Source organism: Microbacterium sp. DWRC1-3 (genome assembly GCF_049896645.1).
GTDB lineage: Bacteria > Actinomycetota > Actinomycetes > Actinomycetales > Microbacteriaceae > Microbacterium > Microbacterium maritypicum.
The window spans coordinates 738,571-761,280 of sequence record NZ_JAFCUS010000002.1 but is presented as its reverse complement, the minus strand read 5'-3'; the positions used below and the strand labels follow the sequence as shown (position 1 = coordinate 761,280).

The 22,710-nt window shown below is 69.3% G+C and carries 21 protein-coding genes; 5 read left to right on the top strand and 16 right to left on the bottom strand.

Annotated elements, in window-relative coordinates; translation table 11 throughout:
• Positions 1-74: 74 nt before the first annotated feature.
• The 9 genes from ACP699_RS16345 to ACP699_RS16305 form a co-directional block, all read right to left on the bottom strand.
• Positions 75-1,889: an ABC transporter ATP-binding protein gene (locus ACP699_RS16345; protein ID WP_055870527.1), complete on the bottom strand. Its 1,815-nt coding sequence runs from the start codon at positions 1,887-1,889 to the stop codon at positions 75-77.
• Positions 1,886-3,817: an ABC transporter ATP-binding protein gene (locus ACP699_RS16340; protein ID WP_426172320.1), complete on the bottom strand. Its 1,932-nt coding sequence runs from the start codon at positions 3,815-3,817 to the stop codon at positions 1,886-1,888. Before ACP699_RS16340 ends, ACP699_RS16345 begins: the two co-directional genes overlap by 4 nt.
• Positions 3,818-4,130: 313 nt before the next feature.
• The gene (locus ACP699_RS16335; protein ID WP_426172319.1) at positions 4,131-5,180 is read right to left on the bottom strand and encodes a dipeptidase; all 1,050 of its coding nucleotides are present in this window, start codon (positions 5,178-5,180) and stop codon (positions 4,131-4,133) included.
• A gap of 79 nt (positions 5,181-5,259) precedes the next feature.
• Complete coding sequence (locus ACP699_RS16330) at positions 5,260-5,757, bottom strand: methylated-DNA--[protein]-cysteine S-methyltransferase (RefSeq protein WP_055877451.1); 498 nt, start codon at positions 5,755-5,757, stop codon at positions 5,260-5,262.
• Complete coding sequence (locus ACP699_RS16325) at positions 5,754-7,271, bottom strand: AlkA N-terminal domain-containing protein (protein ID WP_426172316.1); 1,518 nt, start codon at positions 7,269-7,271, stop codon at positions 5,754-5,756. Before ACP699_RS16325 ends, ACP699_RS16330 begins: the two co-directional genes overlap by 4 nt.
• Before the next feature lie 78 nt (positions 7,272-7,349).
• Positions 7,350-8,273 carry a class I SAM-dependent methyltransferase gene (locus tag ACP699_RS16320; RefSeq protein ID WP_426172314.1) on the bottom strand — a complete coding sequence of 308 codons (924 nt, stop codon included), beginning with the start codon at positions 8,271-8,273 and terminating at the stop codon, positions 7,350-7,352.
• 88 nt (positions 8,274-8,361) lie between these two features.
• Positions 8,362-9,969: a bifunctional phosphoribosylaminoimidazolecarboxamide formyltransferase/IMP cyclohydrolase gene (purH, locus tag ACP699_RS16315; protein ID WP_055870512.1), complete on the bottom strand. Its 1,608-nt coding sequence runs from the start codon at positions 9,967-9,969 to the stop codon at positions 8,362-8,364.
• A 36-nt stretch (positions 9,970-10,005) separates the two neighbouring features.
• Positions 10,006-10,593 carry a phosphoribosylglycinamide formyltransferase gene (gene purN, locus ACP699_RS16310; RefSeq protein WP_426172312.1) on the bottom strand — a complete coding sequence of 196 codons (588 nt, stop codon included), beginning with the start codon at positions 10,591-10,593 and terminating at the stop codon, positions 10,006-10,008.
• 63 nt (positions 10,594-10,656) lie between these two features.
• On the bottom strand, positions 10,657-12,048 hold the full coding sequence (locus ACP699_RS16305; RefSeq protein ID WP_426172310.1) for a DUF6350 family protein: 1,392 nt from the start codon (positions 12,046-12,048) through the stop codon (positions 10,657-10,659).
• 90 nt (positions 12,049-12,138) lie between these two features.
• Here ACP699_RS16305 and ACP699_RS16300 point away from each other — a divergent pair, with 90 nt between their 5' ends.
• Positions 12,139-13,614 (top strand): NCS2 family permease, encoded by a 1,476-nt coding sequence (locus ACP699_RS16300; protein ID WP_055870506.1) that lies wholly within the window; start codon positions 12,139-12,141, stop codon positions 13,612-13,614.
• A 177-nt stretch (positions 13,615-13,791) separates the two neighbouring features.
• Here ACP699_RS16300 and ACP699_RS16295 read toward each other — a convergent pair whose 3' ends face one another.
• On the bottom strand, positions 13,792-14,193 hold the full coding sequence (locus tag ACP699_RS16295; RefSeq protein ID WP_426172308.1) for a VOC family protein: 402 nt from the start codon (positions 14,191-14,193) through the stop codon (positions 13,792-13,794).
• 76 nt (positions 14,194-14,269) lie between these two features.
• Here ACP699_RS16295 and ACP699_RS16290 point away from each other — a divergent pair, with 76 nt between their 5' ends.
• A complete protein-coding gene (locus ACP699_RS16290) occupies positions 14,270-14,848 on the top strand; it encodes a TetR/AcrR family transcriptional regulator (protein WP_426172306.1) in 579 nt (192 codons plus the stop codon).
• Positions 14,849-14,954: 106 nt separating this feature from the next.
• On the opposite strand, the gene sucD is transcribed toward ACP699_RS16290, so the two are convergent.
• The 3 genes from sucD to ACP699_RS16275 form a co-directional block, all read right to left on the bottom strand.
• Complete coding sequence (gene sucD, locus ACP699_RS16285) at positions 14,955-15,857, bottom strand: succinate--CoA ligase subunit alpha (protein WP_055870498.1); 903 nt, start codon at positions 15,855-15,857, stop codon at positions 14,955-14,957.
• Between the two features lie 18 nt (positions 15,858-15,875).
• Positions 15,876-17,042, bottom strand: coding sequence for an ADP-forming succinate--CoA ligase subunit beta (gene sucC / locus ACP699_RS16280; RefSeq protein WP_055870494.1), 1,167 nt, complete (start codon positions 17,040-17,042; stop codon positions 15,876-15,878).
• Between the two features lie 106 nt (positions 17,043-17,148).
• Positions 17,149-17,502: a DUF2510 domain-containing protein gene (locus tag ACP699_RS16275; protein WP_127481988.1), complete on the bottom strand. Its 354-nt coding sequence runs from the start codon at positions 17,500-17,502 to the stop codon at positions 17,149-17,151.
• 60 nt (positions 17,503-17,562) lie between these two features.
• On the opposite strand from ACP699_RS16275, the gene ACP699_RS16270 reads away from it, so the two are divergent.
• The gene (locus ACP699_RS16270) at positions 17,563-18,225 is read left to right on the top strand and encodes a TetR/AcrR family transcriptional regulator (RefSeq protein ID WP_017828317.1); all 663 of its coding nucleotides are present in this window, start codon (positions 17,563-17,565) and stop codon (positions 18,223-18,225) included.
• A 63-nt stretch (positions 18,226-18,288) separates the two neighbouring features.
• Complete coding sequence (locus tag ACP699_RS16265) at positions 18,289-19,524, top strand: acyl-CoA dehydrogenase family protein (protein ID WP_426172302.1); 1,236 nt, start codon at positions 18,289-18,291, stop codon at positions 19,522-19,524.
• A 22-nt stretch (positions 19,525-19,546) separates the two neighbouring features.
• Here ACP699_RS16265 and ACP699_RS16260 read toward each other — a convergent pair whose 3' ends face one another.
• Entirely contained in the window at positions 19,547-20,821 is a 1,275-nt protein-coding gene (locus ACP699_RS16260) for a CynX/NimT family MFS transporter (protein WP_426172300.1), read from the bottom strand.
• A 54-nt stretch (positions 20,822-20,875) separates the two neighbouring features.
• Here ACP699_RS16260 and ACP699_RS16255 point away from each other — a divergent pair, with 54 nt between their 5' ends.
• Positions 20,876-21,676, top strand: a complete 801-nt coding sequence (locus ACP699_RS16255; protein ID WP_302791257.1) for an AraC family transcriptional regulator — start codon at positions 20,876-20,878, stop codon at positions 21,674-21,676.
• Between the two features lie 10 nt (positions 21,677-21,686).
• Here ACP699_RS16255 and ACP699_RS16250 read toward each other — a convergent pair whose 3' ends face one another.
• Together ACP699_RS16250 and ACP699_RS16245 are read right to left on the bottom strand one after the other, a co-directional pair.
• Positions 21,687-22,211, bottom strand: coding sequence for a GNAT family N-acetyltransferase (locus ACP699_RS16250; protein WP_426172298.1), 525 nt, complete (start codon positions 22,209-22,211; stop codon positions 21,687-21,689).
• 2 nt (positions 22,212-22,213) lie between these two features.
• Positions 22,214-22,702 (bottom strand): hypothetical protein, encoded by a 489-nt coding sequence (locus ACP699_RS16245; protein ID WP_127481982.1) that lies wholly within the window; start codon positions 22,700-22,702, stop codon positions 22,214-22,216.
• Positions 22,703-22,710 lie beyond the last annotated feature (8 nt).

Sequence of the window (22,710 nt, the reverse complement as noted above, 5' to 3'; positions counted from 1 at the left end):
CCTCGACCGCTGCGGCCAGGGCGGCCCCGCCGCACCGGCGAGGTCGGGCATGGCCGCAGTCGTCGAGGGAGTGGTCAGACGAGCGTCTCCTGCCAGGCTGCGTGCAGCTGCGCGAACTTCCCGGTGCCGCTGATGAGCGCGGCGGGGGTGTCGTCCTCGATGATGCGGCCGTGCTCCATCACCAGCACCCGGTCGGCGATCGCGACCGTCGACAGTCGGTGCGCGATGATGATCGCCGTCCGGTCCTTGAGAAGCGTCTGCAGCGCATCCTGGATCAGACGCTCCGACGGGATGTCCAACGATGCCGTGGCCTCGTCGAGGATCAGCACCGCAGGGTCGGCGAGGAACGCCCTGGCGAAGGAGATGAGCTGGCGCTGACCGGCCGAGACCCGCCCACCGCGCTTGTTCACATCGGTGCCGTAGCCGTCCGGCAGCGACGAGATGAAGCCGTCGGCCCCCACGGCGCGTGCCGCGGCCTTGATCTCGTCGAGCGTCGCCTCCGGCTTGCCGAGTGCGATGTTGTCGGCGACGGTTCCACTGAACAGGTAGGCCTCCTGCGTGACCATGACGATCGCGCGACGGAGATCCTTCGGGTGCAGCGAGCGCAGATCGACCCCGTCGAGGGTCACCCGCCCTTCGGAGGGGTCGTAGAAGCGCGAGATGAGCTTGGCGAGCGTCGACTTGCCGGCACCGGTCGTTCCCACCAGGGCGATCGTCTGCCCCGCCGGGATGTCGAGCGAGAAGTTCGGGAGGATCGTCTTCTCGCCGTTGTACCCGAAGGTCACCTCGTCGAACTCGATGTGTCCGCGCGACTCCCACAGGTCGACCGGCTTCTCGGGGTCCGGAACCGTCGGCACCTCTTCGAGCACGCCCGACACCTTCTCCAGCGCGGCCGTCGCCGACTGGTAGGAGTTCAGGAACATGGCGATCTCCTGCATCGGAGCGAAGAAGTTGCGCACGTACAGCACGGCGGACAGCAGCACACCGACCGTGAGCGCCCCCTCGGAGACGCGGATGCCGCCCCACAGCACGACGATGCCGAGCACCAGCGCGGCCACGCCCATGAGTCCGGGCTCGAACGTGCCGAACAGCAGCATCGAGCGACGGTTGACATCGCGGTACTCGCCCGCGATCTCCTGGAACGCCTTGTCGTTGCGGGGCTCCTTGCGGAACGCCTTCACGGCACGGATGCCGGTCATCGTCTCGACGAACTGCACGATCACCTTGGCACTGATCACGCGCGACTCGCGGTAGACGAGCTGCGAGCGCGAGTAGAACCACTTCATCAGGAAGAACAGCGGCACTCCGCCGATCGCGAGGATGAGTCCGGACTGCCAGTCCCACACGCACAGGGCGATGAAGGTGAACAGGCCGAAGAGCACGCCGGAGACGAGCTCGTTCAGGCCGCCGTCCAGGAGCTCCTTGATCGAGTCGAGGTCACTCGTCTGGCGCGAGATGATGCGGCCAGACGTGTACGACTCGTGGAACTCCAGGCTGAGGCGCTGGGTGTGCAGGAAGATGCGCTTGCGCAGATCGAGCAGCACCGCCTGGGTGAGTTTGGCGGCGATGATCACGTACCAGGCGATCAGGACGGCGGCCAGCGCTCCCGCCAGCAGGTAGATGCCGCCGATCATGAAGGTCGGCATCCAGTCGGCCCGTTCGATGGCCGCAGGCAGTGCGCGGTCGAGGCCGATGCTGATGAGGATGGGGCCGGCGACCTGCAGAGCGGTCGACACGACCAGCACCGCGGCGGCCAGCACGATCCGCGGTTTCAGAGGGCTGACCAGGGATCCGAGCAGTCGGAGGGACCGACGACGGATCTCCCTGCTCTCGTCACGGGTGTATTCGGAACGGTCCTCGTTCTGGGTTCCGGTGATGGCGGAGCTCATCGCTGCACCTCCTTCTCGGTGATCGGGTCTTCGTCGGCGGCTCGCATCCCGAGGCCCTCCTGGACCTCTTCGTCGATCTCGGCCTGTTCATCGCGGATCACCGGGATCGCCCCGGTCCGCGCCGCCTCCTCCGCCTCCAGGCTGGAGATGACGTGACGGTAGTGCCGGCTCGTCTTCAGCAGCTCGGAGTGCGTGCCCACCGCCGTCACGCGACCGGCTTCCAGCAGGGCCACGCGGTCGGCGAGCGCCACGGTCGATGGCCGGTGCGCGACGATCATGGCCGTGGTGTCGGCGAGCACGTGGCGAAGGGCCTCCTCGACGAGAGCCTCGGTGTCGACGTCGAGCGCCGACAGCGGGTCGTCGAGGACGAGAACCTTCGGGTTCGCCGCCACCGCGCGAGCGAGGGCGAGTCGCTGCCGCTGGCCGCCGGAGAGGCTGAGCCCCTCCTCGCCGATGACCGTCTCCACGCCGTCGGGCAGCGCATCGACGAACGACGCCTGGGCGACGTCGAGGGCTTCGCGCAGCACGCGCTCCCCCTCCTCGCCGTGCACATCGAGCTCGGCACGGCCGAGGAGCACGTTCTCCCGGACCGTCGCCGAGAACAGCGTCGCGTCCTCGAACGCCATCGCGATGTGCTGACGGAGTTCCGCGAGCGGAAGGTCGCGCACATCGACGCCGTCGAGCGTGACCCTGCCACCGGTCACGTCGTACAGACGAGTGGGCAGCGTGGTGAGCGTGGTCTTGCCGCTGCCGGTGAGTCCGACCAGCGCCATGGTCTCACCGGGGCGCAGCACCAGGTCGATGCCGTCGAGCAGATCGCGCTCGTGGGCGCCCGCATCCTGGTAGCGGAAGTGCGCGTTCTCGAACGCGAGCTCTCCGCGGGGGTTCTCGATGTGCACCGGGTTCTCCGGGTCGGTGATGGTGTTGGTCTCCGAGAAGATGTCGAACACACGGTCGGTCGCCGTGCGGGCGTCGAGCATGAACGAGAACAGGAAGCCGATCGACTCGATGGGCCAGCGCAGCACGACCGCCATCGCGAAGAACGCGAACAGCTGCGCCTCGTCGATCTGCCCCACCGAGATCAGCCAGATGCCCGACATCAGGCTCAGACCGAACGCGATCTGCGGCATGAGGTCGAGCCAGAACCAGATGGACGCGATCGCGCCGGCCTTGCTCATCTCGGTCTCGCGCAGAGTCTCGGCCTGACGGCTGAAGCGGCTGAGGGCGTGCTTGCCGCGCCCGAACGCCTTGAGCACGCGGATGCCGTGCACGCTCTCCTCGACGCTGGTGGCGAGGTCACCGGCCTGATCCTGGCTGCGACGGGTGAGGGCGCCGTAGCGCTTCTCGAACAGGTAGCCGCGGATCCACAGCGGGATCGCGGTCACCAGGAAGATCACGCCCAGCAGCCAGTGCCACCGGAACAGCAGCACGGATCCGATGATGATCGTGAGGATGTTGACCACGAGCAGCACGAGGCCGAACGCGAGCCAGCGGCGGATGAGGCCGATGTCCTGCATCATGCGGCTGAGCAGCTGACCGGAGCCCCATCTGTCGTGGAACGACACCGGGAGGGTCTGCAGGCGCGAGTAGAGCTCGGTGCGCATCTTGTACTCGACCTCGGTCGAGGGGTTGAGCACGAACTGGCGTCGCAGCCAGACCATCAGTGCCTCGCCGAGAGCGAGGGCGAAGACGGCGACGGCGCCCCAGACGATGGCGCTGAGATCACCGGAGTAGACCGGGCCGCTGATGATCTGCTCGAGAACGATCGGGATCATCAGGGCGATGACGGCGGCGATGAGCGCGCTGGCGGCACCGCCGGCGAGCCGCCAGATGACGGGCTTCACGAAGGGCTTCAGGCGCCACAGTGCGGCCGGAGTGGAAAGAGTCGATGACGGCGAGGGGTTCTGCGCGGAAGGCGAGGAAGACATGTCTCTCAGACGAGTTTCGTATGGACAGCGGGTGCGGAAGGGGACGGATGCGAGAGCGGACTCACAGAGTCCGGCATCCGACGAAGAAGGGGCGGGGTGGCTCTAGGAGAGCGGGCGCGCCGTGGTCGAGCCGAGAGCTGCGATCCGCGCGATGGCGATCGTGGTCATGGTGTCCTCCTCAGGGGCTCGGCGATGTCGTCCGGTTGGCGCGACAGCCCACCAGCCTATTGCTGTGAACCAGCTGAAAGCAAGAGTCATTCCCGATTCCTGCACCGCGATCGTCGAGGTCGCGGGAAAGGAGACCTCGTGACGCTCAGGCGCCGGCGGTGACGGCGAGCTCCGACCGGAGGAAGCGTCGCACGTTGCCGCCCAGCACGGCGAGGATGTCCGCCTCCGGCCAGCCGCGGCGCAGCAGAGCCTCGGTCACGAGCGGAAGCCCGGTCGGACCATCGAGTCCTGGGAGGTACCGGTCGGCGGGGACTCCCTCGATCGTCGTCTGCACGCAACACGGGGCCGTCGTGTCCGCGAGCACCTCGCGGACGAAGTCCGACCCCATCCCGACGTGCGCGATCCCCGCGACCGACACCACCCGCTCGAAGTGGTCGATCAGGGTGTCGATCGTGTAGGCGCTCTCGTGCAGGTAGGGCGCGAAGAAGTTGACGCACACGACTCCCCCGCTCTCCGCGACCCCGGCGATCTGCGCGTCGGTCAGGTTGCGGTGGTGGTCGAACAGCGCACGCGCCGAGGAATGCGTGGCCATGACGGGCCGTGTGGCGATCTCGAGCACGTGGTCGACTCCGCCCGCTCCGAGATGGCTGATGTCGAAGATCATGCCGACGCGCTCCATCTCCGCGAGCGCCCGGATTCCGGTGCGGGTGAGCCTGCTGCCGGCGGCGTCTTCGCCGCTGCCGTCGGCGAAGGCGCTGCGTCCGAAGTGCGCGACCGCGCCGATCCGGATCCCGAGGCGATGCACGGTCTCCAGCAGCTCGACGTCGTCGGCGATTCCGGGCATCCCCTCCAGGGCGAGTACCAGCGCGATGCGCCCTTCGCCGATCACGCGGTCGATGTCATCGCCGTCCAGGCACAGCCCGACGGCGTCGGCGTTGCCCTCCGCCAGCCGGTGGGCGGCTTCGATCATGCGCAAGGTGCGACGCAGTGCCCCCTCCGGGCGGTACACGTCGTCGATGAACACGGGCAGGACCTGAAGGTCCACACCGCCCTCCTGCAGCTGCGGGAGCCACTGCGTACGGAAGTAGTCCGACCACTCATCCGAGGGGCGGGTCGCCACCGAGCACAGCAGGTCGTTGTGCGCGTCGGCGACGACGGCACGGCGGTGGAGGACGAGTGCATCGTTGGCGGTCACGGGACGAGCCTACGGCCGCGTCGGTGCGGATGCTTCGTCGACGGGCACCATGACGACGACCCGTCGTGGTGCCCGCGGCTCAAACGCCGGCGCTCTCCCGCGCGAGCAGACTCTCCTTGACGTCGAGACCCCAGGCGAATCCGCCGAGGCTGCCGTCGGTACGCAGCACGCGATGGCAGGGCACGAACAGCGCGGGCGCGTTGCGGGCGCAGATGGACGCCGCCGCCCGCACGGCCCGAGGATTGTCGAGCTGTGTCGCGAAGCTCGTGTAGGTCAGCGGCTCGCCCGGCTCGATCGCCCGAAGCGCCGACCAGCCGGCGAGCTGGAGCGCGGTTCCGGACTGCTTCACGGCGACCGCGTCGATGGCCGAGAGTTCGCCCGCGTAGTAGGCGAGTGCGGCGGCTGCGGCATCGGTCTCTCCCTCGCGGAACTCCTCGGGACGATGCGCAGCGGACAGCCGGCCGAGGATCGCCTCGACGTCGGAGGTCCAGCCGGAGGCCAGCACCCGCTGACGGTCGTCGGCGAGGATCGTGAAAGCGCCGTCCGGGGTCTCGATGGTCTGGAGGATGGCGGTCATGAGGTCTCCTTCGTCGTGGTGTCGCCGGTGGGGGCGGGGTGGGCGGCGGATGCGCGCCGAGATGCGGCAGGGCGCACCGGGGCGGCGCGCCAGAGGTGTGCGCTGAGGTAGCTGCGCCACGGTGCGGTGCGCTCGGACCACGCCGTGAGCGCTCGGGCCTCCCCGGGCAGGCCCGCCGCCGCCGCGCCGGCGCGCAGTGCGACGTCACCCGGCAGCAGCACATCGGGATCGCCGAGCACACGCATGCGCACGTAGTCGGCGGTCCAGGGGCCGATACCCGGCATCGCGAGCAGTGCGGCACGCTGCTCGGTGCCGTCGTCGCCGACCGTCAGCCGCAGGGACCCGTCGGCGAGAGCGGCTGCGGCGCCCGTGATGGCGCGGATACGGGCGGCGGGTCCACGCAGCACCTCGGCACCGCGCTCGGCGATCGCCGTCATGGTCGGGAACAGCAGGCCGCTGTCGGTGCGCTCCCCGAGAGCCTCGGCGAGGGCGATGAGCGCCGTGCGGGCGGCGACCACGGTGATCTGCTGCCCGACCATGGCACGGACGAGCATCTCGTGCGGATCGGCGGATCCCGGCACGCGGATGCCCGGAGTGCGGGCGACGAGCGGCGCGAGCTCGGGGTGCGCGCAGAGCGCCTCTTCGATCGCGAGCGGGTCGGCATCGAGGTCGAAGATGCGCCGCACCGTCGACACCAGCGGGGCCAGGTCGCCCAGCCGCGCGACGCGGGCGCGCAGATGCAGGCGCGCCGTCTCGTCCTGGCGCACCTCGAACCAGGCGGGCCCGCCCGACATGCGCAGGTGTCGGGAGAACGACGTCGCCGTGACCTCCTCGATCCCGGGGACGGCGCGCGCGGCCATCCAGGCGAAGATGCCGCTCGCGTCGAGCGGTCCTCGGTACGGCAGCACGAGGTCGATCGCGCCGGGTGCCGCCGACGCGTGCGACCGGCGACGTGCCCTGAGCTCACCCGGTGTGAGTGCGAAGACCTCGCGGATCGTGTCGTTGCACTGGCGGATGCTGGCGAAACCGGCGGAGAAGGCGACGTCGGAGATGGGCATGTCGGTGCCCACGAGAAGCATCCGCGCGGTGTGCGCTCGATGCGCCCTCGCCAACGCGAGAGGGCCGGCGCCGAGCTCGGTGCTGAGCAGGCGCGTGAGGTGCCTGCTGGAGTATCCCAGGCGCGCGGCCAACCCCGGGACGCCCTCGCGCTCGACGACGCCGTCGGAGATCAGGCGCATCGCACGCGCGGCGGTGTCGCCGCGGATGTCCCACGCCGGAGAACCGGGCGCGGCTTCAGGCAGACACCGCTTGCATGCCCGATACCCGGCCTCGTGCGCGGCGGCGCTCGTGGGATAGAACGTCACGTTCTGCGGTTTCGGGGTGCGTGCAGGGCAGCTCGGGCGGCAATAGATCCCGGTCGATCGCACGGCCGTCACGAACTGCCCGTCGAAGCGGGTGTCGCGTGCGCTGATCGCACGGTAGCGCTCGTCGAAGCCGTTCGCGGGGAAGGTCATGCCCCCACTCTGCCACCCTCCGCCGACGTCGACTGGCGGAAATCGGACATGACTGTCGTAAGGCGGCTGACCCTGCCGTCAGCGGCCTCGTCGAACCATCCGCCCGGCTGCGCGCAACGGCTTCGTCACCTTCCAGCTCGCGCTGCGGTGCACCGCTGTGATGGCGTCGTCGCGCGCCACGATCACATCCGACAGGCGCGCCCGCTCCGTCTGCAGCATGTCCACGACGTCATGCAGGGACGCGACCTCCGCCTCCAGATGCGGGATGCGCGCGACCTGGGCGATCATCTCGCCGAGACGCTCGAAGTCAACGCGGATCCGGTCGGCGACCGACGTCTCCGCCTCGAAGAGTGCGCGCAGCGGCTCGTGCCGGATGTCCCCCACCGCGAGCACACCGAGCCCATGCCCGTGCTCGAATGCGAACACGCGCCCTGGTTCGGAGATCTCCTCCCAGAGGCGCCATACGCCGAAGTCGTCGCGTCGTTCGGCGATGTCGTGGAAGAGGATCACTCCTCCGTCGCGAACCGTGTCCCGCCACTGCTCGTAGTCCTCGCGGGCGTCCTCGTACCCGTGGCGTCCGTCGATGTGCAGGAGATCGACGGACGCCGCGGCGAAACGCGGACGTGTGTCGGAGAAGTAGCCGCGATGCAGTTCGACCGACGACGGGTAGTCGCGCGACGCGATCGAGCGCACGGACTGGTAGATGGAATCGTCGTAGAAGCCGGCGTGGTCATCGCCCTCCCAGCTGTCCAGGGCGTTGATGGTGAGCGGATGCCCGAGCCTCTTGGCGGCCTCGGCGAAAGCGAAGCACGAGAAGCCGTTGTGCGTGCCCAGTTCCACCACGTCTCGCGGGCGCAGCACGTCGATGAGCCAGGCGGCGAACGCACCGTGCGTGACCCAGGCCGAATCCACGAAGTGCGCCGGCATCCAATAGGACGTCGGTCTCAGCCACGGCACAGCCGACATGCCTTCGTTCGACGTCGCACGCGCCTGTGCTTCCATACTGTCGCCCCATCGCCCCAGTGAGCCCCCAGTATATAGGTGCCACGCGGGCGTGCGACGGGAACGCGTTCCCGATGACGGCGAGCGCTCAGTGGAAGAAGTGACGCTCCCCGGTGAAGAACATCGTCACGCCGGCCTTGCGCGCAGCGTCCACGACCTCCTCGTCGCGCACCGAGCCACCCGGCTGCACGATCGCCGTGACTCCGGCGTCGATCAGCACCTGGGCCCCATCCGCGAACGGGAAGAAGGCATCGGACGACGCGACCGATCCGGCGGCGCGCTCCCCCGCACGCTCGACCGCGAGGCGGCACGAGTCGACGCGGTTGACCTGGCCCATGCCGACACCCACCGTGGCGTTGTCCTTCGCGAGCACGATCGCGTTCGACTTGACCGCGCGGCACGCCTTCCAGGCGAAGATGAGGTTCTCCATCTCCTCGTCGCTCGGACGCTCTCCCGAGACGAGCTCCCAGTTCTTCGCGACCGAGACGATGTCGTCCGGGAAGCGGTCGGCATCCTGCAGCAGCAGTCCGCCGGAGACGAGGCGCACGTCCATGCGCTCCTGCTGCCAGTCCTCGGGCAGCTGCAGCAGACGCAGGTTCTTCTTCGCCTTGAACACCTCGAGCGCGGCCGGCTCGAACGACGGCGCGACGATGACCTCCGTGAAGATGTCCTTGAGGTTCTCTGCCATCTTGAGCGTCACCGTGCCGTTCGCCGCGATCACGCCCCCGTAGGCCGAGACCGGGTCGCACTCGTGGGCGCGCAGGTGGGCGCTGGCGATCGGGTCGAGGGCGTTCGGCGCGGTGGTCGCGATGCCGCACGGGTTGGCGTGCTTGATGATCGCGACGGCGGGCTTGATCATGTCGTACGCGGCGCGCAGGGCGGCATCCGCGTCGACGTAGTTGTTGTACGACATCTCCTTGCCCTGCAGCTGCCTGGCCTGAGCGATGCCGTGACCGCCGGCGCGCGTGTAGATCGCGCCGCGCTGGTGCGAGTTCTCGCCGTAGCGGAGAGTGGCGAGGCGCTCGGCCTGGATCGTGAGATGGGTCGGGAGGTCGCCGTCGTCCTGCAGCGTGCCCTCGGCGAACCAGGAGGCGACCGCCGTGTCGTAGGCCGCCGTGTGTGCGAAGGCACGGGCGGCGAGCTCGCGGCGCTGGGAGACCGAGGTGCCGCCCTGGGCGAGCGCTGCGATGATCCCGGGGTACGACTGCGGCGAGACGACGATCGCCACGTTGGCGTGGTTCTTGGCTGCGGCACGCACCATCGCGGGTCCGCCGATGTCGATCTGCTCGACCACGTCGTCGCCGACGGCGCCCGAGGCGACGGTCTCGACGAAGGGGTAGAGGTTGACGACGACCAGTTCGAAGGGGGTGATGTCGAGCTCGGCGAGCTGGCGCTCATGGTCCTCGAGGCGCAGGTCGGCGAGAAGGCCGCCGTGGATCTTGGGGTGCAGCGTCTTGACGCGTCCGTCGAGCATCTCGGCGACGCCCGTGACGGCGGCCACGTCTGTGACGGGGAAGCCCGCATCGCGGATGGTCGACGCCGTCGAACCGGTCGAGACGATCTCGACACCCGCATCGGCCAGAGCCGCGGCCAGGACGAGCAGGTCGGTCTTGTCGCTCACCGAGACGAGCGCGCGCCGGATCGGCACGGTGTCGCGGTCGCGGTAGAGCGTGGGGTCGTGGCGGGGGCCGGCCATGATGGCTCCTTCGTGCGGGGGCGTCGGGTGGAGGGGTCAGGAAGAAGGGCTGAGGGCGAGATCACCGTCGGCGATCGCGCGGACGACGTCGATGAGCAGACGGCGCTCGACGGGCTTGATCCGCTCGTGCAGGCTGTGCTCGGTGTCGCCGTCGAGGATCGGGACTCGTTCCTGGGCCAGGATCGGGCCGGTGTCGACACCGTCGTCGACGACGATGACGCTGGCGCCGGTCTCGTCCGCACCGGAGGCGAGCGCATCGCGGACGCCGTGCGCACCGGGGAACTCGGGCAGGAATGCGGGATGGGTGTTGATGAGGCGCGGCGAGTACTGCGCGACGAGTGACGGCGGCAGCAGACGCATGAGTCCGCTGAGGACCACGAGGTCCGGGTTCCAGACGGCGAGCTGGCGCGCGAGCTCTTCGCCCCACGCCTCGCGGCTGTCGTGCTCGTGCCACGGCACCGTGAAACTGGGGATGCCGAACTCCTCGGCGTGAGCGAGCCCGTCGGCTTCGCGGTCGGCTCCGACGACGATCACCCTGGCGGGGAAATCGGGATGACGAGCGGCCTCGAGGAGGGCGCGAAGATTCGAGCCGGTGCCCGAGATGAGAACGGCGACCGTGAGCACGCGCCCAGTCTACCGGGGTGGGACGACCTGTTCCGCCCGACGTCCGCACATACGCGGCGGGTGTCAGTCGCGGTCGACTCGAGGCGGTGTGAAGCCGCGGAGATCGTCCAGGGGTGCCGTGTCGTCGAAGGTCTGCGTGTCGGAGAAGGGGATCCCCGGCACCGCGCCGGCCGCGGGTGCACCGGCCGACGTGAGGCTCGGGTCGAGCTCCGTCATCTCGGCGATCCAGCGGTCGGTGCGCTCCTCGGCCAACTCATCGCGATGGCGCGGGGAGAGCAGCAGGATCGCCGCTCCCACGAGGATCTCCAGACCCAGCGCGAGCATGAACGCCGGTGCCGAGGGGCCGACCTCCGCCAGTCGACCCGGACCCATCGAACCGCTCGCCAGCACGGCCGCGAGACCGAAGACTCCCGCGCTCACGCCGGCGATCCCCACCGCGATCGCGGCGCGCTGCATCATGCCCAGCGGCGTGCCCTCCCAGACGAGACGGGAACGAACGGCCCAGCCTGCGAACGCCCCGGCGGCGATCGGGACGAGCACGACGATCAGCATCCACATCGAGCTGTTCTCGGGCAGCAGCCCGAACACGGGGATGCCGGGCACGACGCCCAGCTGCGTGCCCGCGGGCGACACTGCGGTTCCCGCTCCGACGGCGAAGCCGGGACCGGCGAGCCAGGATGCGGCCCACACGATGAGGGTCGGCAGGTAGACGAGCTGCGCCAGGGTCATCACGGTCGCACCGAGCGCATCGACGCGGGCGGACTGGAACAGGGCGACGACCTCGCCGCCGCGGAACAGCGTCATCACGGCGAGCGCCAGGGCTGCCGCGCCGACGACGCCGACGAGCGCGAAGGCCGTGCCGCGCATGATCGCGACGGGCACGGGCGCCCAATCCTCGCGGGCGTCGATACGGTCGTGGAGACGGTCGAGGATGCCGCCGTCGCCCTCCTCCCATGCGACGCGGACGGCACCGCAGAGCGTACCGACGAGGTAGACGGCGGCAGGGAGGACGATCGCGAGGAGGAGCGGGGTCTGCACGGCCTCCAGCCGCGCCGTCAGCGCGACGCCCGTGGAGATCGCGGCGAACACCACCGTGCCCGACAACGATCCGAGCAGCCAGGCCCCGGCCGACGCGGCCCTGGACCCCGAGCGCGCGGCGAAGAGCAGCGTGAAGAGCAGGAACGCCAGCGGGGTGATCGACACCGCGAACGAGGCCGCCTCCGACGGGATCGCGAGAGCGACGAGGAGCTCGTCCGGGATGGTGACCGCCAGAGGCACCCCATGGCCGAACTCCCAGAGCGTCCCGGTGAGCGGCCAGAGCGCGCCCCAGTCGGCTGTGATGCCGAAGGCGAGCGTCCACAGCAGCGTCAGCGGCGCGAGCAGCACGACGAGACCGACCGCCGCGGCGATGGCGGCGTCGAAAGCGGCGAGGAGCGCGACGAGGAGGCGTTGCATAGCGTTTCGAGACTACGACGAGTTGCCGACGAAGCCCCGGGGGCGCGCGTGAGGTCGGCGACACGATAGCGTTTCTCCGGAGGTTTCCCGATGACAACTGCCCCGCCCGCCCCGGCATCCACCGAGCCCAAGAACTCCCTGGACCGCTTCTTCGAGATCAGCAAGCGCGGATCCACGATCGGCACCGAGATCCGAGGGGGTCTGGTGACGTTCGTCACGATGGCCTACATCGTGATCCTCAACCCGATCATCCTCTCCGGCAAGCCCGACGTCGCCGGAGACATGCTCAGCTTCAACGCCGTGGGCGCCGCCACCGCCCTGACCGCCGGCGTGATGACGATCCTGTTCGGGCTCGTCACGCGCCTGCCGTTCGGCTTCGCCGCAGGACTCGGCATCAACGCCTTCGTCGCGTTCTCGGTCGTCGGTCAGGTGACCTGGCCCGAGGCCATGGCACTCGTCATGATCAACGGTGTCGTCATCGTGCTGCTCGCCGCCACCGGGCTGCGAAAGGCGATCTTCGACGCCGTCCCCTTCCAGCTGAAGATCGCCATCACGGTCGGCATCGGCCTGTTCATCGCCTTCATCGGCTTCGTCAACTCGGGCTTCGTCACCGCGACCGGCGCCTCGTCTCCCCCGGTCGGCCTCGGTGTGAACGGCTCGGTCGCGACCGTGCCGACCCTGCTGTTCGTGATCACGCTGCTGCTCACCGGCATCCTCGTCGCTCTCAAGATCAAGGGCGGCATGCTGATCGGCCTCATCGGCGGCACCGTGCTCGCGGTCATCGTCGAGGCGATCTGGCACATCGGCGCCCGCGGCTTCGACGACGAGGGCAACGTGGTGAACCCCGGCGGCTGGGGCCTCACGGTACCTGCGCTCAGCGGCTCTCCCGTCGGCGTTCCCGACCTCAGCCTGATCGGCGCCGTCGACTTCAGCTTCGACCTCAGCAAGGTCAGCCTCGTCGCGATCGTGATGATCGTCTTCACACTGCTGTTCACGAACTTCTTCGACGCGATGGGCACCATGACGGGCCTCGCGAAGGAGGCGAACCTCGCCGACGACAACGGGGACTTCCCGCGCATCAAGTCGGCGCTGGTGGTCGAGGGCGTCGGTGCGATCGCCGGTGGTGCGACCTCCTCGTCCTCGAGCACGGTCTTCATCGAGTCGGGTGCCGGCATCGGCGAGGGCGCCCGCACGGGTCTCGCGAACGTCGTCACCGGCGTGGTGTTCCTGATCGCGATGTTCCTGACCCCGTTGACCTCGATCGTCCCCACCGAGATCGCCGCCGCAGCGCTGATCATCGTCGGTGCGATGATGATGGCGCAGATCCGCTACATCGACTTCAGCGACTTCCGCGTGCTGCTGCCGGTGTTCCTCACCGTCTCGGTCATGCCTCTGACCTACTCGATCGCGAACGGCATCGGTGCGGGCTTCGTCAGCTGGGTGCTCATCCACGCGTTCTCCGGCAAGGCCAAGACCATCAGCCCGCTGCTGTGGGTCGTGGGCGCCGGCTTCCTGATCTTCTTCGCCCGAGGTCCGATCGAGGCCCTCTTCGGCGTCGGGATCTGACACCGATCCGAGATCACGAGAGGGGCGGGTGCTGCGGCACCCGCCCCTCTCTCGTGCCTCCATCCGCCGCGGCCGTCACATGCATGAGCATCCGCCGGATGCAGGAGCACACGCCCCGAGCAGTCATGCATCCGTCGAGAAGTCATGCATCTGACGAAGACGACCACCTCCCGAGGCTCAGGCGTAGGCGGCCGCGAACTCCGGCGACGGCTCGATCGGCTCGATCACGTCGATCAACACGCCGCCAGGCGCCTCGATGATGAAGTGTCGCTGCCCGAAGGCCTCGTCTCGAAGGGGCAGTCGCTCAAGAAGACCCTGCTCCCCCACCAGTCGCGCATGCTCGGAAGCCGCATCCGGCACCTCGACGTTCAGCAGCAGACCGCGCACGGGCTCGCGGAAGCCCTCCGGAATCGTCTCGTGCGCCCGGTCGAGGATCGCGAGCTCACCGCCGTCGATGCGCAGGCTCACGTACCAGTCGGCCTCGAACACCACCTCGAAGCCGAGCTCCTCGCGATAGAAGCGCGCGGCGGTGGCGACATCGTCCACCATCAGCACCGGGTAGAAGCTTGTGATCTGCATGACTGCCCCTCTTACGTACACTGTGTTTGTATCTGGCGGGACTAGGATACATACAACCTGCATGTAAAGGAAGACCATGGCCCGAGCATCCGCGGCCGACGCCGCCGAGACTGCACGACGCATTCTCGAGACCGCCGCGTCCCACTTCGCCGCGCAGGGATACGGGGCAGCGTCCGTCGACGAGATCGCCCGCGCATCTGCGGTGACCCGTGGAGCCGTCTATCACCACTACACGTCGAAGCCGCTGCTGTTCGCCGCCGTCGCCGCGGAGCAGCAGCGGATCGTCGCCGATGCGATCGTCACAGCCACCGCGGAAAGCACCCCGGACACCGCGCTCCGCGACGGCAGCCACGCGTTCCTCGACGCCATCACCCGGGGAGCCGCGTCGCGCGTGCTGCTCATCGACGGTCCTGCCGTTCTGGGGTGGGAGGAGTGGCGCCGACTCGACGGAGAGGGACCGGAGCAGGAGCTGCGCACCGGCCTGCGCGAGGCCGGCGTCTCCCCCGCCCTCCTGGGCCCGCTCACCGCGGCGCTGTCCGGGGCGATGAACGAACTGGCCCTCTGGCTCGTCGCCCGCCCGGACGACGACGACGCGCGAACGGATGCGCACGCGGCGCTCGATCGCCTCCTGAATGCCGTGGCGCCGCGGAGCTGAGCCGGGGCGCTGCCCGCCGTCGAGCAGCCGACCGAACGGGCACGGACGGGCATGAAAGAAGGCCCCGGAGTGGAGTCCGGGGCCTTCAGATCAAGCGTAGCTCAGATCAGAGCGCTTCGATGATCGCGCGCATCAGGTCTGCCGTCTCGGACGGCGTCTTGCCGACCTTGACGCCGGCGGCCTCGAGGGCCTCCTTCTTCGCCTGAGCGGTACCGGCGGAACCGGACACGATCGCACCGGCGTGACCCATGGTCTTGCCCTCGGGAGCGGTGAAGCCCGCGACGTAGCCGACGACCGGCTTGGTGACGTTCGCCTTGATGTAGTCGGCCGCACGCTCCTCGGCGTCGCCGCCGATCTCGCCGATCATCACGATCGCCTTGGTCTCCGGGTCGGCCTCGAACGCGGCGAGCGCGTCGATGTGCGTGGTGCCGATGACCGGGTCGCCGCCGATGCCGATGGCGGTGGAGAAGCCCAGGTCGCGCAGCTCGAACATCATCTGGTAGGTCAGGGTGCCCGACTTCGACACGAGGCCGATCGGTCCCTTGCCCGTGATGTTCGCCGGCGTGATGCCCACGAGCGCCTCGCCCGGCGTGATGATGCCGGGGCAGTTCGGGCCGATGATGCGGGTCTTGTTGCCCTTGCTCTGGGCGTAGGCCCAGGCCTCGGCCGAGTCGCCGACGGGAACGCCCTCGGTGATCACAACGAGCAGCGGGATCTCGGCATCGATGGCCTCGATCATCGCGTCCTTCGTGAAGGCGCCGGGCACGAAGGCGATCGACACGTCGGCGCCGGTCTCCTTCATGGCCTCGGCGACCGAGCCGAAGACGGGCAGCTCGACGGCGTTGCCGTCCTTGTCGGTGTGCGAGACCGTGGTGCCGGCCTTGCGGGCGTTCACGCCACCGACGACCTGGGTGCCGGCCTTGAGCATCAGTGCGGTGTGCTTGGTGCCCTCGCCGCCGGTGATGCCCTGGACGATGACCTTGGAGTCCTTGTTGAGGTAAATCGACATTCTTCTCGTCCTTCAGTCTCAGGCGTTGGCGAGCTCGGCGGCCTTGTCGGCGCCCTCGTCCATGGTGGCGGCCAGGGTCACGAGCGGGTGCGCGTACTCGGCGAGGATCGCACGACCCTCGTCGACGCGGTTGCCGTCGAGGCGCACGACGAGCGGCTTGGAGGCCGTGGCGCCCAGCGTCTCGAGGGCACCCTTGATGCCGTTGGCGACGGCGTCGCACGCCGTGATGCCGCCGAAGACGTTGACGAACACGCTCTTGACCTGCGGGTCGCCGAGGATGACGTCGAGGCCGGCGGCCATGACCTCAGCCGAAGCGCCGCCGCCGATGTCGAGGAAGTTGGCCGGCTTCACACCGTTGTGGTTCTCGCCCGCGTAGGCGACCACGTCGAGCGTGGACATGACCAGTCCTGCGCCGTTGCCGATGATGCCGACCTCGCCGTCGAGCTTCACGTAGTTGAGGCCCGACTCCTTGGCCTTGGCCTCGAGCGGGTCTGCGGCGTCCTTGTCCTCGAGCGCCTCGTGCTCGGGGTGGCGGATCTCGGAGGCGTTGTCGTCGAGCGTGACCTTGCCGTCGAGCGCGATGATATCGCCCTCTTCGGTGCGGACCAGCGGGTTGACCTCGACGAGCGTCGCGTCCTCGCCCTTGTAGACGTCGAAGAGCTTCACGAAGACGTCGGAGACCTTCTCGACGAGGTCTTCCGGGAAGTTCGCCGCGCGGGCGATCTCGACGGCCTTCGCCTTGTCGATGCCGGTGAGCGGGTTGACCTCGACGCGCGCGAGCGCCTCAGGGCGCTCGACGGCGAGCTCTTCGATCTCCATGCCACCCTCGACCGAGCAGAGGCTCAGGTAGGAGCGGTTGGCGCGGTCGAGCAGCACGGAGAAGTAGAACTCCTCGGCGATGCGCGCGCCCTGCGCGACCATGACGCGCTTGACGACATGACCCTTGATGTCGAGGCCGAGGATGGCCTTCGCTGCCTCATACGCCTCGTCGGGCGTCTTGGCGACCTTGACGCCGCCCGCCTTTCCACGGCCGCCGGTCTTGACCTGAGCCTTGACGACGACCACTCCGCCGATCTTCTCGGCAGCCGCCCTCACCTCTTCAGGGGTGTCCGCGACGATGCCGGCGAGGACCGGCACTCCGTACTTTTCGAAAACGTCTCGTGCCTGGTACTCGTACAGATCCACTGTGGTTCCTTCACTGGGCTGCTGTCTGGTAATTCTCTCGATGTCGAGACATCGACCAGTCCCCCAGCCTACTACCTCGGCCTGGGCGCTCCTGCGGCCCCGGCTCTCAGCGCCGGGCGGGCACCCCTGCTCGTCGCGCCGGAAGCGCGGCCCGACGCAGCTGCCGGGTGATCAGGAACGGCAGCACCACCAGAGCGGCGCCGGTGGCGACGATCACGGGGCGCACCACGAGCACCGGCAGGGAGCCCCACAGGGCGATGAGTATCGCCCCGACCAGCACCGCCGCGAGCACGAGCTCGCTCACGAGCAGCTGTCTGCGCACCGCCGCACTGTCCTCGGCCAGAGTCGTCCGCCGCCCGTGCACGGTGATGTGGGAGGTCCATCTCGTGCCGTCCCACCAGCGCCGCGTGCCGCGCCGCCGCGTGTCGAACCAGCCGGCCGGGATCCCGTCATCTCTCACGCTCCTCAGTATGACGTCGGCGCCTCGGCGTCTCCGCCCGGCGAGGTCTAGGCTTTCGCCATGCACGAATCCGCAGAACTGCGCACCGGCGTCGTCGCCGCGGCGCTCGAACTCTTCAGCGCTCAGGGGTTCGACCAGACGTCGGTGGAGCAGATAGCCAAGGCCGCCGGAGTCTCCCGCTCGACGTTCTTCCGCCAGTTCGGCGGCAAGGAGGACGTGGTCTTCGCCGATCACGAGGTGCTCCTGGAACAGCTCAGGGAGTTCCTCGACGAGGGACACGACGATCCGTGGGGTGCGGTGTGCGCAGCCTCCGAGTCGGTCTTCGCCCACTTCGCGCACGATCCGGAACTCGCCAGGCGCCGCTACCAGATCGTGCGTCAGGTGCCCGTGCTGCGCGAACGCGAGATCATCACGGTCTTCCGCTATGAGCGCCTGTTCGACGACTATCTGCGCGGCGCGCTCCCCGGTGTCGACCCGCTGGATGCGGTCGGCTTCGCCGCCCTCGTGACGGCGGTGCACAACCACGTGCTGCGCCAGCTGCTGCGCGGCCGCAAGAAGGTGCCGCTGGCGACACTGCAGACGGCGCTGGCCGATGTGCGTCGTCGCTACGGCGTCGCCGGAGACGATGCCGTAGCCGCCCCGGACGACATGGTCGTGGCGGTGTTCCCCCGCTCCATGCCGATCGCCGAAGTCGGTCGCCGGCTGCAGTCCCAGCTCGACTAGTCTCGCGAGGGTCGTGGAACCGAGTATCGAGGGGTACGATACTTGGTGCCACGAAGGAGCCCCATGAGCACTGCAGCCTCCCCCTTCCCCGGCGAGCGCGTCTCGTCGTACGACATCACCGGACGTCAGGACAGCGACTACTACGCGGTCTTCTCCGACATCCCCGCTGCCGACCGTGCGGCGTGGGACCGCGCCAAGGCCTACATCGACGAGGTCGCCCCGCAGATGGCGGATGCCTGGGACCGTGCGGAGTATCCGCTCGAGGCTGCCCGGCGAATGGGCGAGATGGATCTCGTCGTCGACGGCGTCCAGCACCCCGCGCTCACGAGCCTGTCCCCGCTGGCCGCGGGCCTGGTGAACATGGAGATCTCCCGCGGCGACGGATCGCTGGGCACGATCCTCGCGGTGCAGGGCGGACTCGCGCTGCGCACGCTGGCGCTGTTCGGTTCCCCCGCGCAGCAGGAGCAGTGGCTCACTCATATCGCCGACGGCTCGGTTCTCGGGTCGTTCGCGCTCACCGAGCCCGACCACGGCTCGGACTCGGTCTCGCTGGAGACCGTGGCCCGCCGCGACGGCGACGAATGGGTCATCCGCGGGACGAAGAAGTGGATCGGCAACGGCGCCTCCGGCGGCATCACGTTCGTCTGGGCGCGCGTCGACGACGAGGGCGCCGAGGAGCACGGCGCCGTGCGGTGCTTCCTCGTGGAACAGGACACCCCCGGCTACACCGGCCGCGTGATCCGCGGCAAGGCCTCGCTGCGCGCGATCCACCAGGCGCACATCGCGCTCGACGACGTGCGGGTTCCGCTCGACGCCGTGCTGCCGGGGACGAAGAGCTTCAAGGATGCCTCCATCGTGCTGTACGCGACCCGCTCGGGCGTCGCGTGGTCGGCGCTCGGACACGCGACCGCCTGCTACGAGGCGGCGCTGGCGTATGCGACCCAGCGGGTGCAGTTCGGAAAGCCGCTCGCCAAGTTCCAGATGGTCCAGGAGCGCCTCACCCACATGCTCGAGGACCTCACCGCCATGCAGCTGTACTGCCGGCGCATGGCCGACCTCGAGACGGCCGGCGAGCTGCGCCCGACCCAGGCGTCGCTGGCGAAGTTCCACAACACGCGAGCCGCGCGCCGGATCGCCTCGACCGCCCGCGACATGCTCGGCGGCAACGGCATCCTCCTCGAGAACGGCGTGATGCAGCACATGGCCGACATCGAGGCCATCCACACCTACGAGGGGACCGAGAGCGTGCAGGCGCTGCTGCTCGGGCGCGACATCACAGGGATGAGCGCGTTCGTCTGAGCCGCTGTTCGCCGGGGTCGACTCACCGGCCGCCGGCGCGCACGTGGCGCTCTCTGCTCGCCGCTGCCCCGGCGACGCTCTGCACACCGAGCAGGAGGACCAGCGCCGCGACCGGCAGCGCCCATCCGCCGACGGCGGCATGCAGGATGCCGAGTCCGATCGGGCCGAAACCGGCGAGCAGGTAGCCGATCCCCTGGGCCATGGTCGACAGGTGCGCCGTGTGCGCCGCGTCGGGAGCCCGCAGCACGATGTAGGTCAGCGACAGCGTGATGGCGGTGCCCTGGCCGAGCCCGAGCAGCGTCATCCACACCCAGGGCGCGACTCCTCCCGGCACGACGAGGAGGCCGATCAGCCCCGCTGCGCACAGCAGCGTCGAGAGCAGGACGGGCAGCCACGTCGGCCGGATACGTCGCAGCATCATCGGCGCGAGGAGCGCTGCCGCGACCCCGGGGAAACTCGAGTACGACAGCAGCAGACCGGCATCGGCCAGCGGTACTCCGGCGTCCTGCAGCATCGTCGGGATCCATGTCAGCGCGGCGTAGTAGCTCAGACTCTGCAACCCCATGAACACCGTGACCGCCCACGCGACCGGGTCGCGCAGCAGCACCGACATCCGCGGCTCGTCCCGCGGCTCCGCGATCGCGTCGCCGGGCGTTCCGGCCACGCTCGCGGACCCGCGCACCGCCCGGGGCAGCCAGACCAGCAGCGCGAGGACCGCGGGAACGGCCCAGAACGCCAGCGCGCCACGCCATGACCCGTCGAGCGCGGTCATGAGCGGCACCGTGAAGGCGGCGGCCGCGGCAGCGCCCACGAACAGCGCCGTGGAGTACAGCCCCATCATCAGACTGAGACGGTGCGCGAAGTCCTGCTTGATCACCGCGGGCATGCAGACGTTCGCGACCGCGATACCCGCGCCGACCAGCACCGTGCCGCCGAAGAGCGCCACCGGAGAGTCGAGGAGGCGGGTGCCGATGCCGACCGCCACGACGACCATCGTCAGCGCGAGCAGCCGATGCAGCCCGATCCGGCGGGTCAGCGTGGGGGTGAGGAAGGCGAAGGCACCGAAGGCGAACACGGGGATCGTCGTCAGCAGACCTGCCGCCGCGGAGGGGATGCCGAGGTCGCGCTCGATCGCCGGGAGCACCGGGCCGACCGAGGCGACACCCATGCGGAGATTCAGCGCGATCAACAGCAGCCCGACGCCCACGTAGACCCCGAACAGGACGCCGCCGTGACGAGCCGACGGCGTGGTCAGCGGGGTCGGGGCGGTGTCGAGCGGCTCGTGCATCGTGGTCATGCTTCGAGTCCAGCACCCGGGCACCGCATCAGAAAACACGTAAACTGCAACGTGATGTCGAATACACGCCAATCCGCTCGGATCGTCGATCTGAGCCTGGTCGACTTCGACGCCCTCGCCACTCTGCCGATGGAGGGCGCCTACCGCTTCGCGCACGCCGAGACCTCACCGCGCCATGCCCATCCGCTCGGGCACCTGGTGCATGCGGCTTCGGGAGTGCTCTCACTGCTCACCGACGACGGGGCCTGGATCGCGCCATCGACGCGCATGGCGTGGGTGCCCGCCGGCGCGGAGCACCGTCATCGCGCGCACGGACGCACCGACATGCGCATCGTCCACCTGACCGCGGAGCTCGCCGCGCGGCTGCCGACCACCCCCGCCGTCCTCGTCGCGACGCCGCTCGCACGAGAGGCCCTCCTGGCGATGACATCCGACCGCCCCCGCAGCGCGGGCGCGCTGGAGCACCTACGCCGGGTCATCGTCGACGAGGCGATCACCGCCCCCGAGCAGCCGCTGCATCTGCCGGAACCGCACGACCCGCGTCTGCGTCGGGCGGCCCGCATCGTCGAGGACGACCTCGCCACGCCCGTGAGCCTCGGCGAGCTCGGCATGCGCACTGGAACCACCGAGCGAACCCTGAGCCGCCTGTTCCCTCGGGAGACCGGCATGGGATACCGGCAGTGGCGTCTCCAGCTGCGCGTGCATCGTGCGCTCGTCCTGCTCGCCGACGGCACCTCGGTGACCGAGACGGCCGCGGCCTGCGGGTGGGCGACGACCAGCCAGTTCATCCAGCAGTTCACACCGCTCGTGGGGATGACCCCCGGCCGCTACCGTCTGTCTCAGCACTCGGCGTGATGCGGTCGGCTCAGACCGCGCGCACCATGCACACGAGCCGCTCGCGCTCGTCCCACGAGGGCACCCGCTCGAATCCCCGCGATTCATACAGACGCACGGGACCATCACGCCAGTCCCACACCGACAGCCGCACCTGCACGGCACCGAGAACGGCCGCATCGTCGAGGGCGGCGTCCAGCAGCGCCGAACCCACCCCGCGACCGCGCGCCGCAGGCTCCGCCCACAGGCGCTTGACCTCCGCCACCTCGTCGCGCACCGAGAGGACCACGACGCCGACGACGCGTGCGCCCAGCAGCGCCACACGCACCCGGTGCGCGGCGTACGCCGCCGCAGGGTCTTCGACCTCGCGCAGGTAGCGTTCGGGCAGCGGCGGCACCGGAGCGAGGGTGGTCCCGTGCTCCTGCAGGCTCTTCTCGAGCTCGGTCTGCTGCAGATAGGCGCGCACGGCCGCGCCGACCTCGATCGCATCAGGTCCCGTGAGGTCGGCGAGGCGGATCAGCGGTCGGTCGAGCGCTGATCCCGCAGCGGTGCTCATGTTCAGTCGCAGCCGCAGCCGCCGGACGGCGTCTTCACCATGAAGCACACGTCGCACACGCCGTAGTCGCGCTCCTCCACGGGCTTCGGGGCCTTCTCGGCGCGGGGCGCGGAGACACGAGGAGTCGTCGTGCGCTTCGCCGCACGCGGCGGCGTCAGCGGGATGAACTCGCTCGGGTGGCTGACGTAGAAGTACGGTGCGCGCCCCTCGCTCGGCTGCAGTCGCAACGGGGCGGATCCGACGACGAGACGCTCGTCTTCGGTGAAGCCGTTCGTGTAGGTGCGCCCGATGTGGAGCGGAGCGCCCTCGCCACGGCGGATCGCCTCGATGTAGCGACCGCGGTCGATGAACGAGCTGATCCCGATCTCTTCGACGATGGCGGTGATGAACGCGTGGTTGGACGGATCGATGCGATGCGCGCGCAACGCTTCCGGGAGCGAACGGTATGGACGGGAGGTGCCTGCGGGGGTCGGCCCCTGTGCTTCTTTCATCAGTTCCA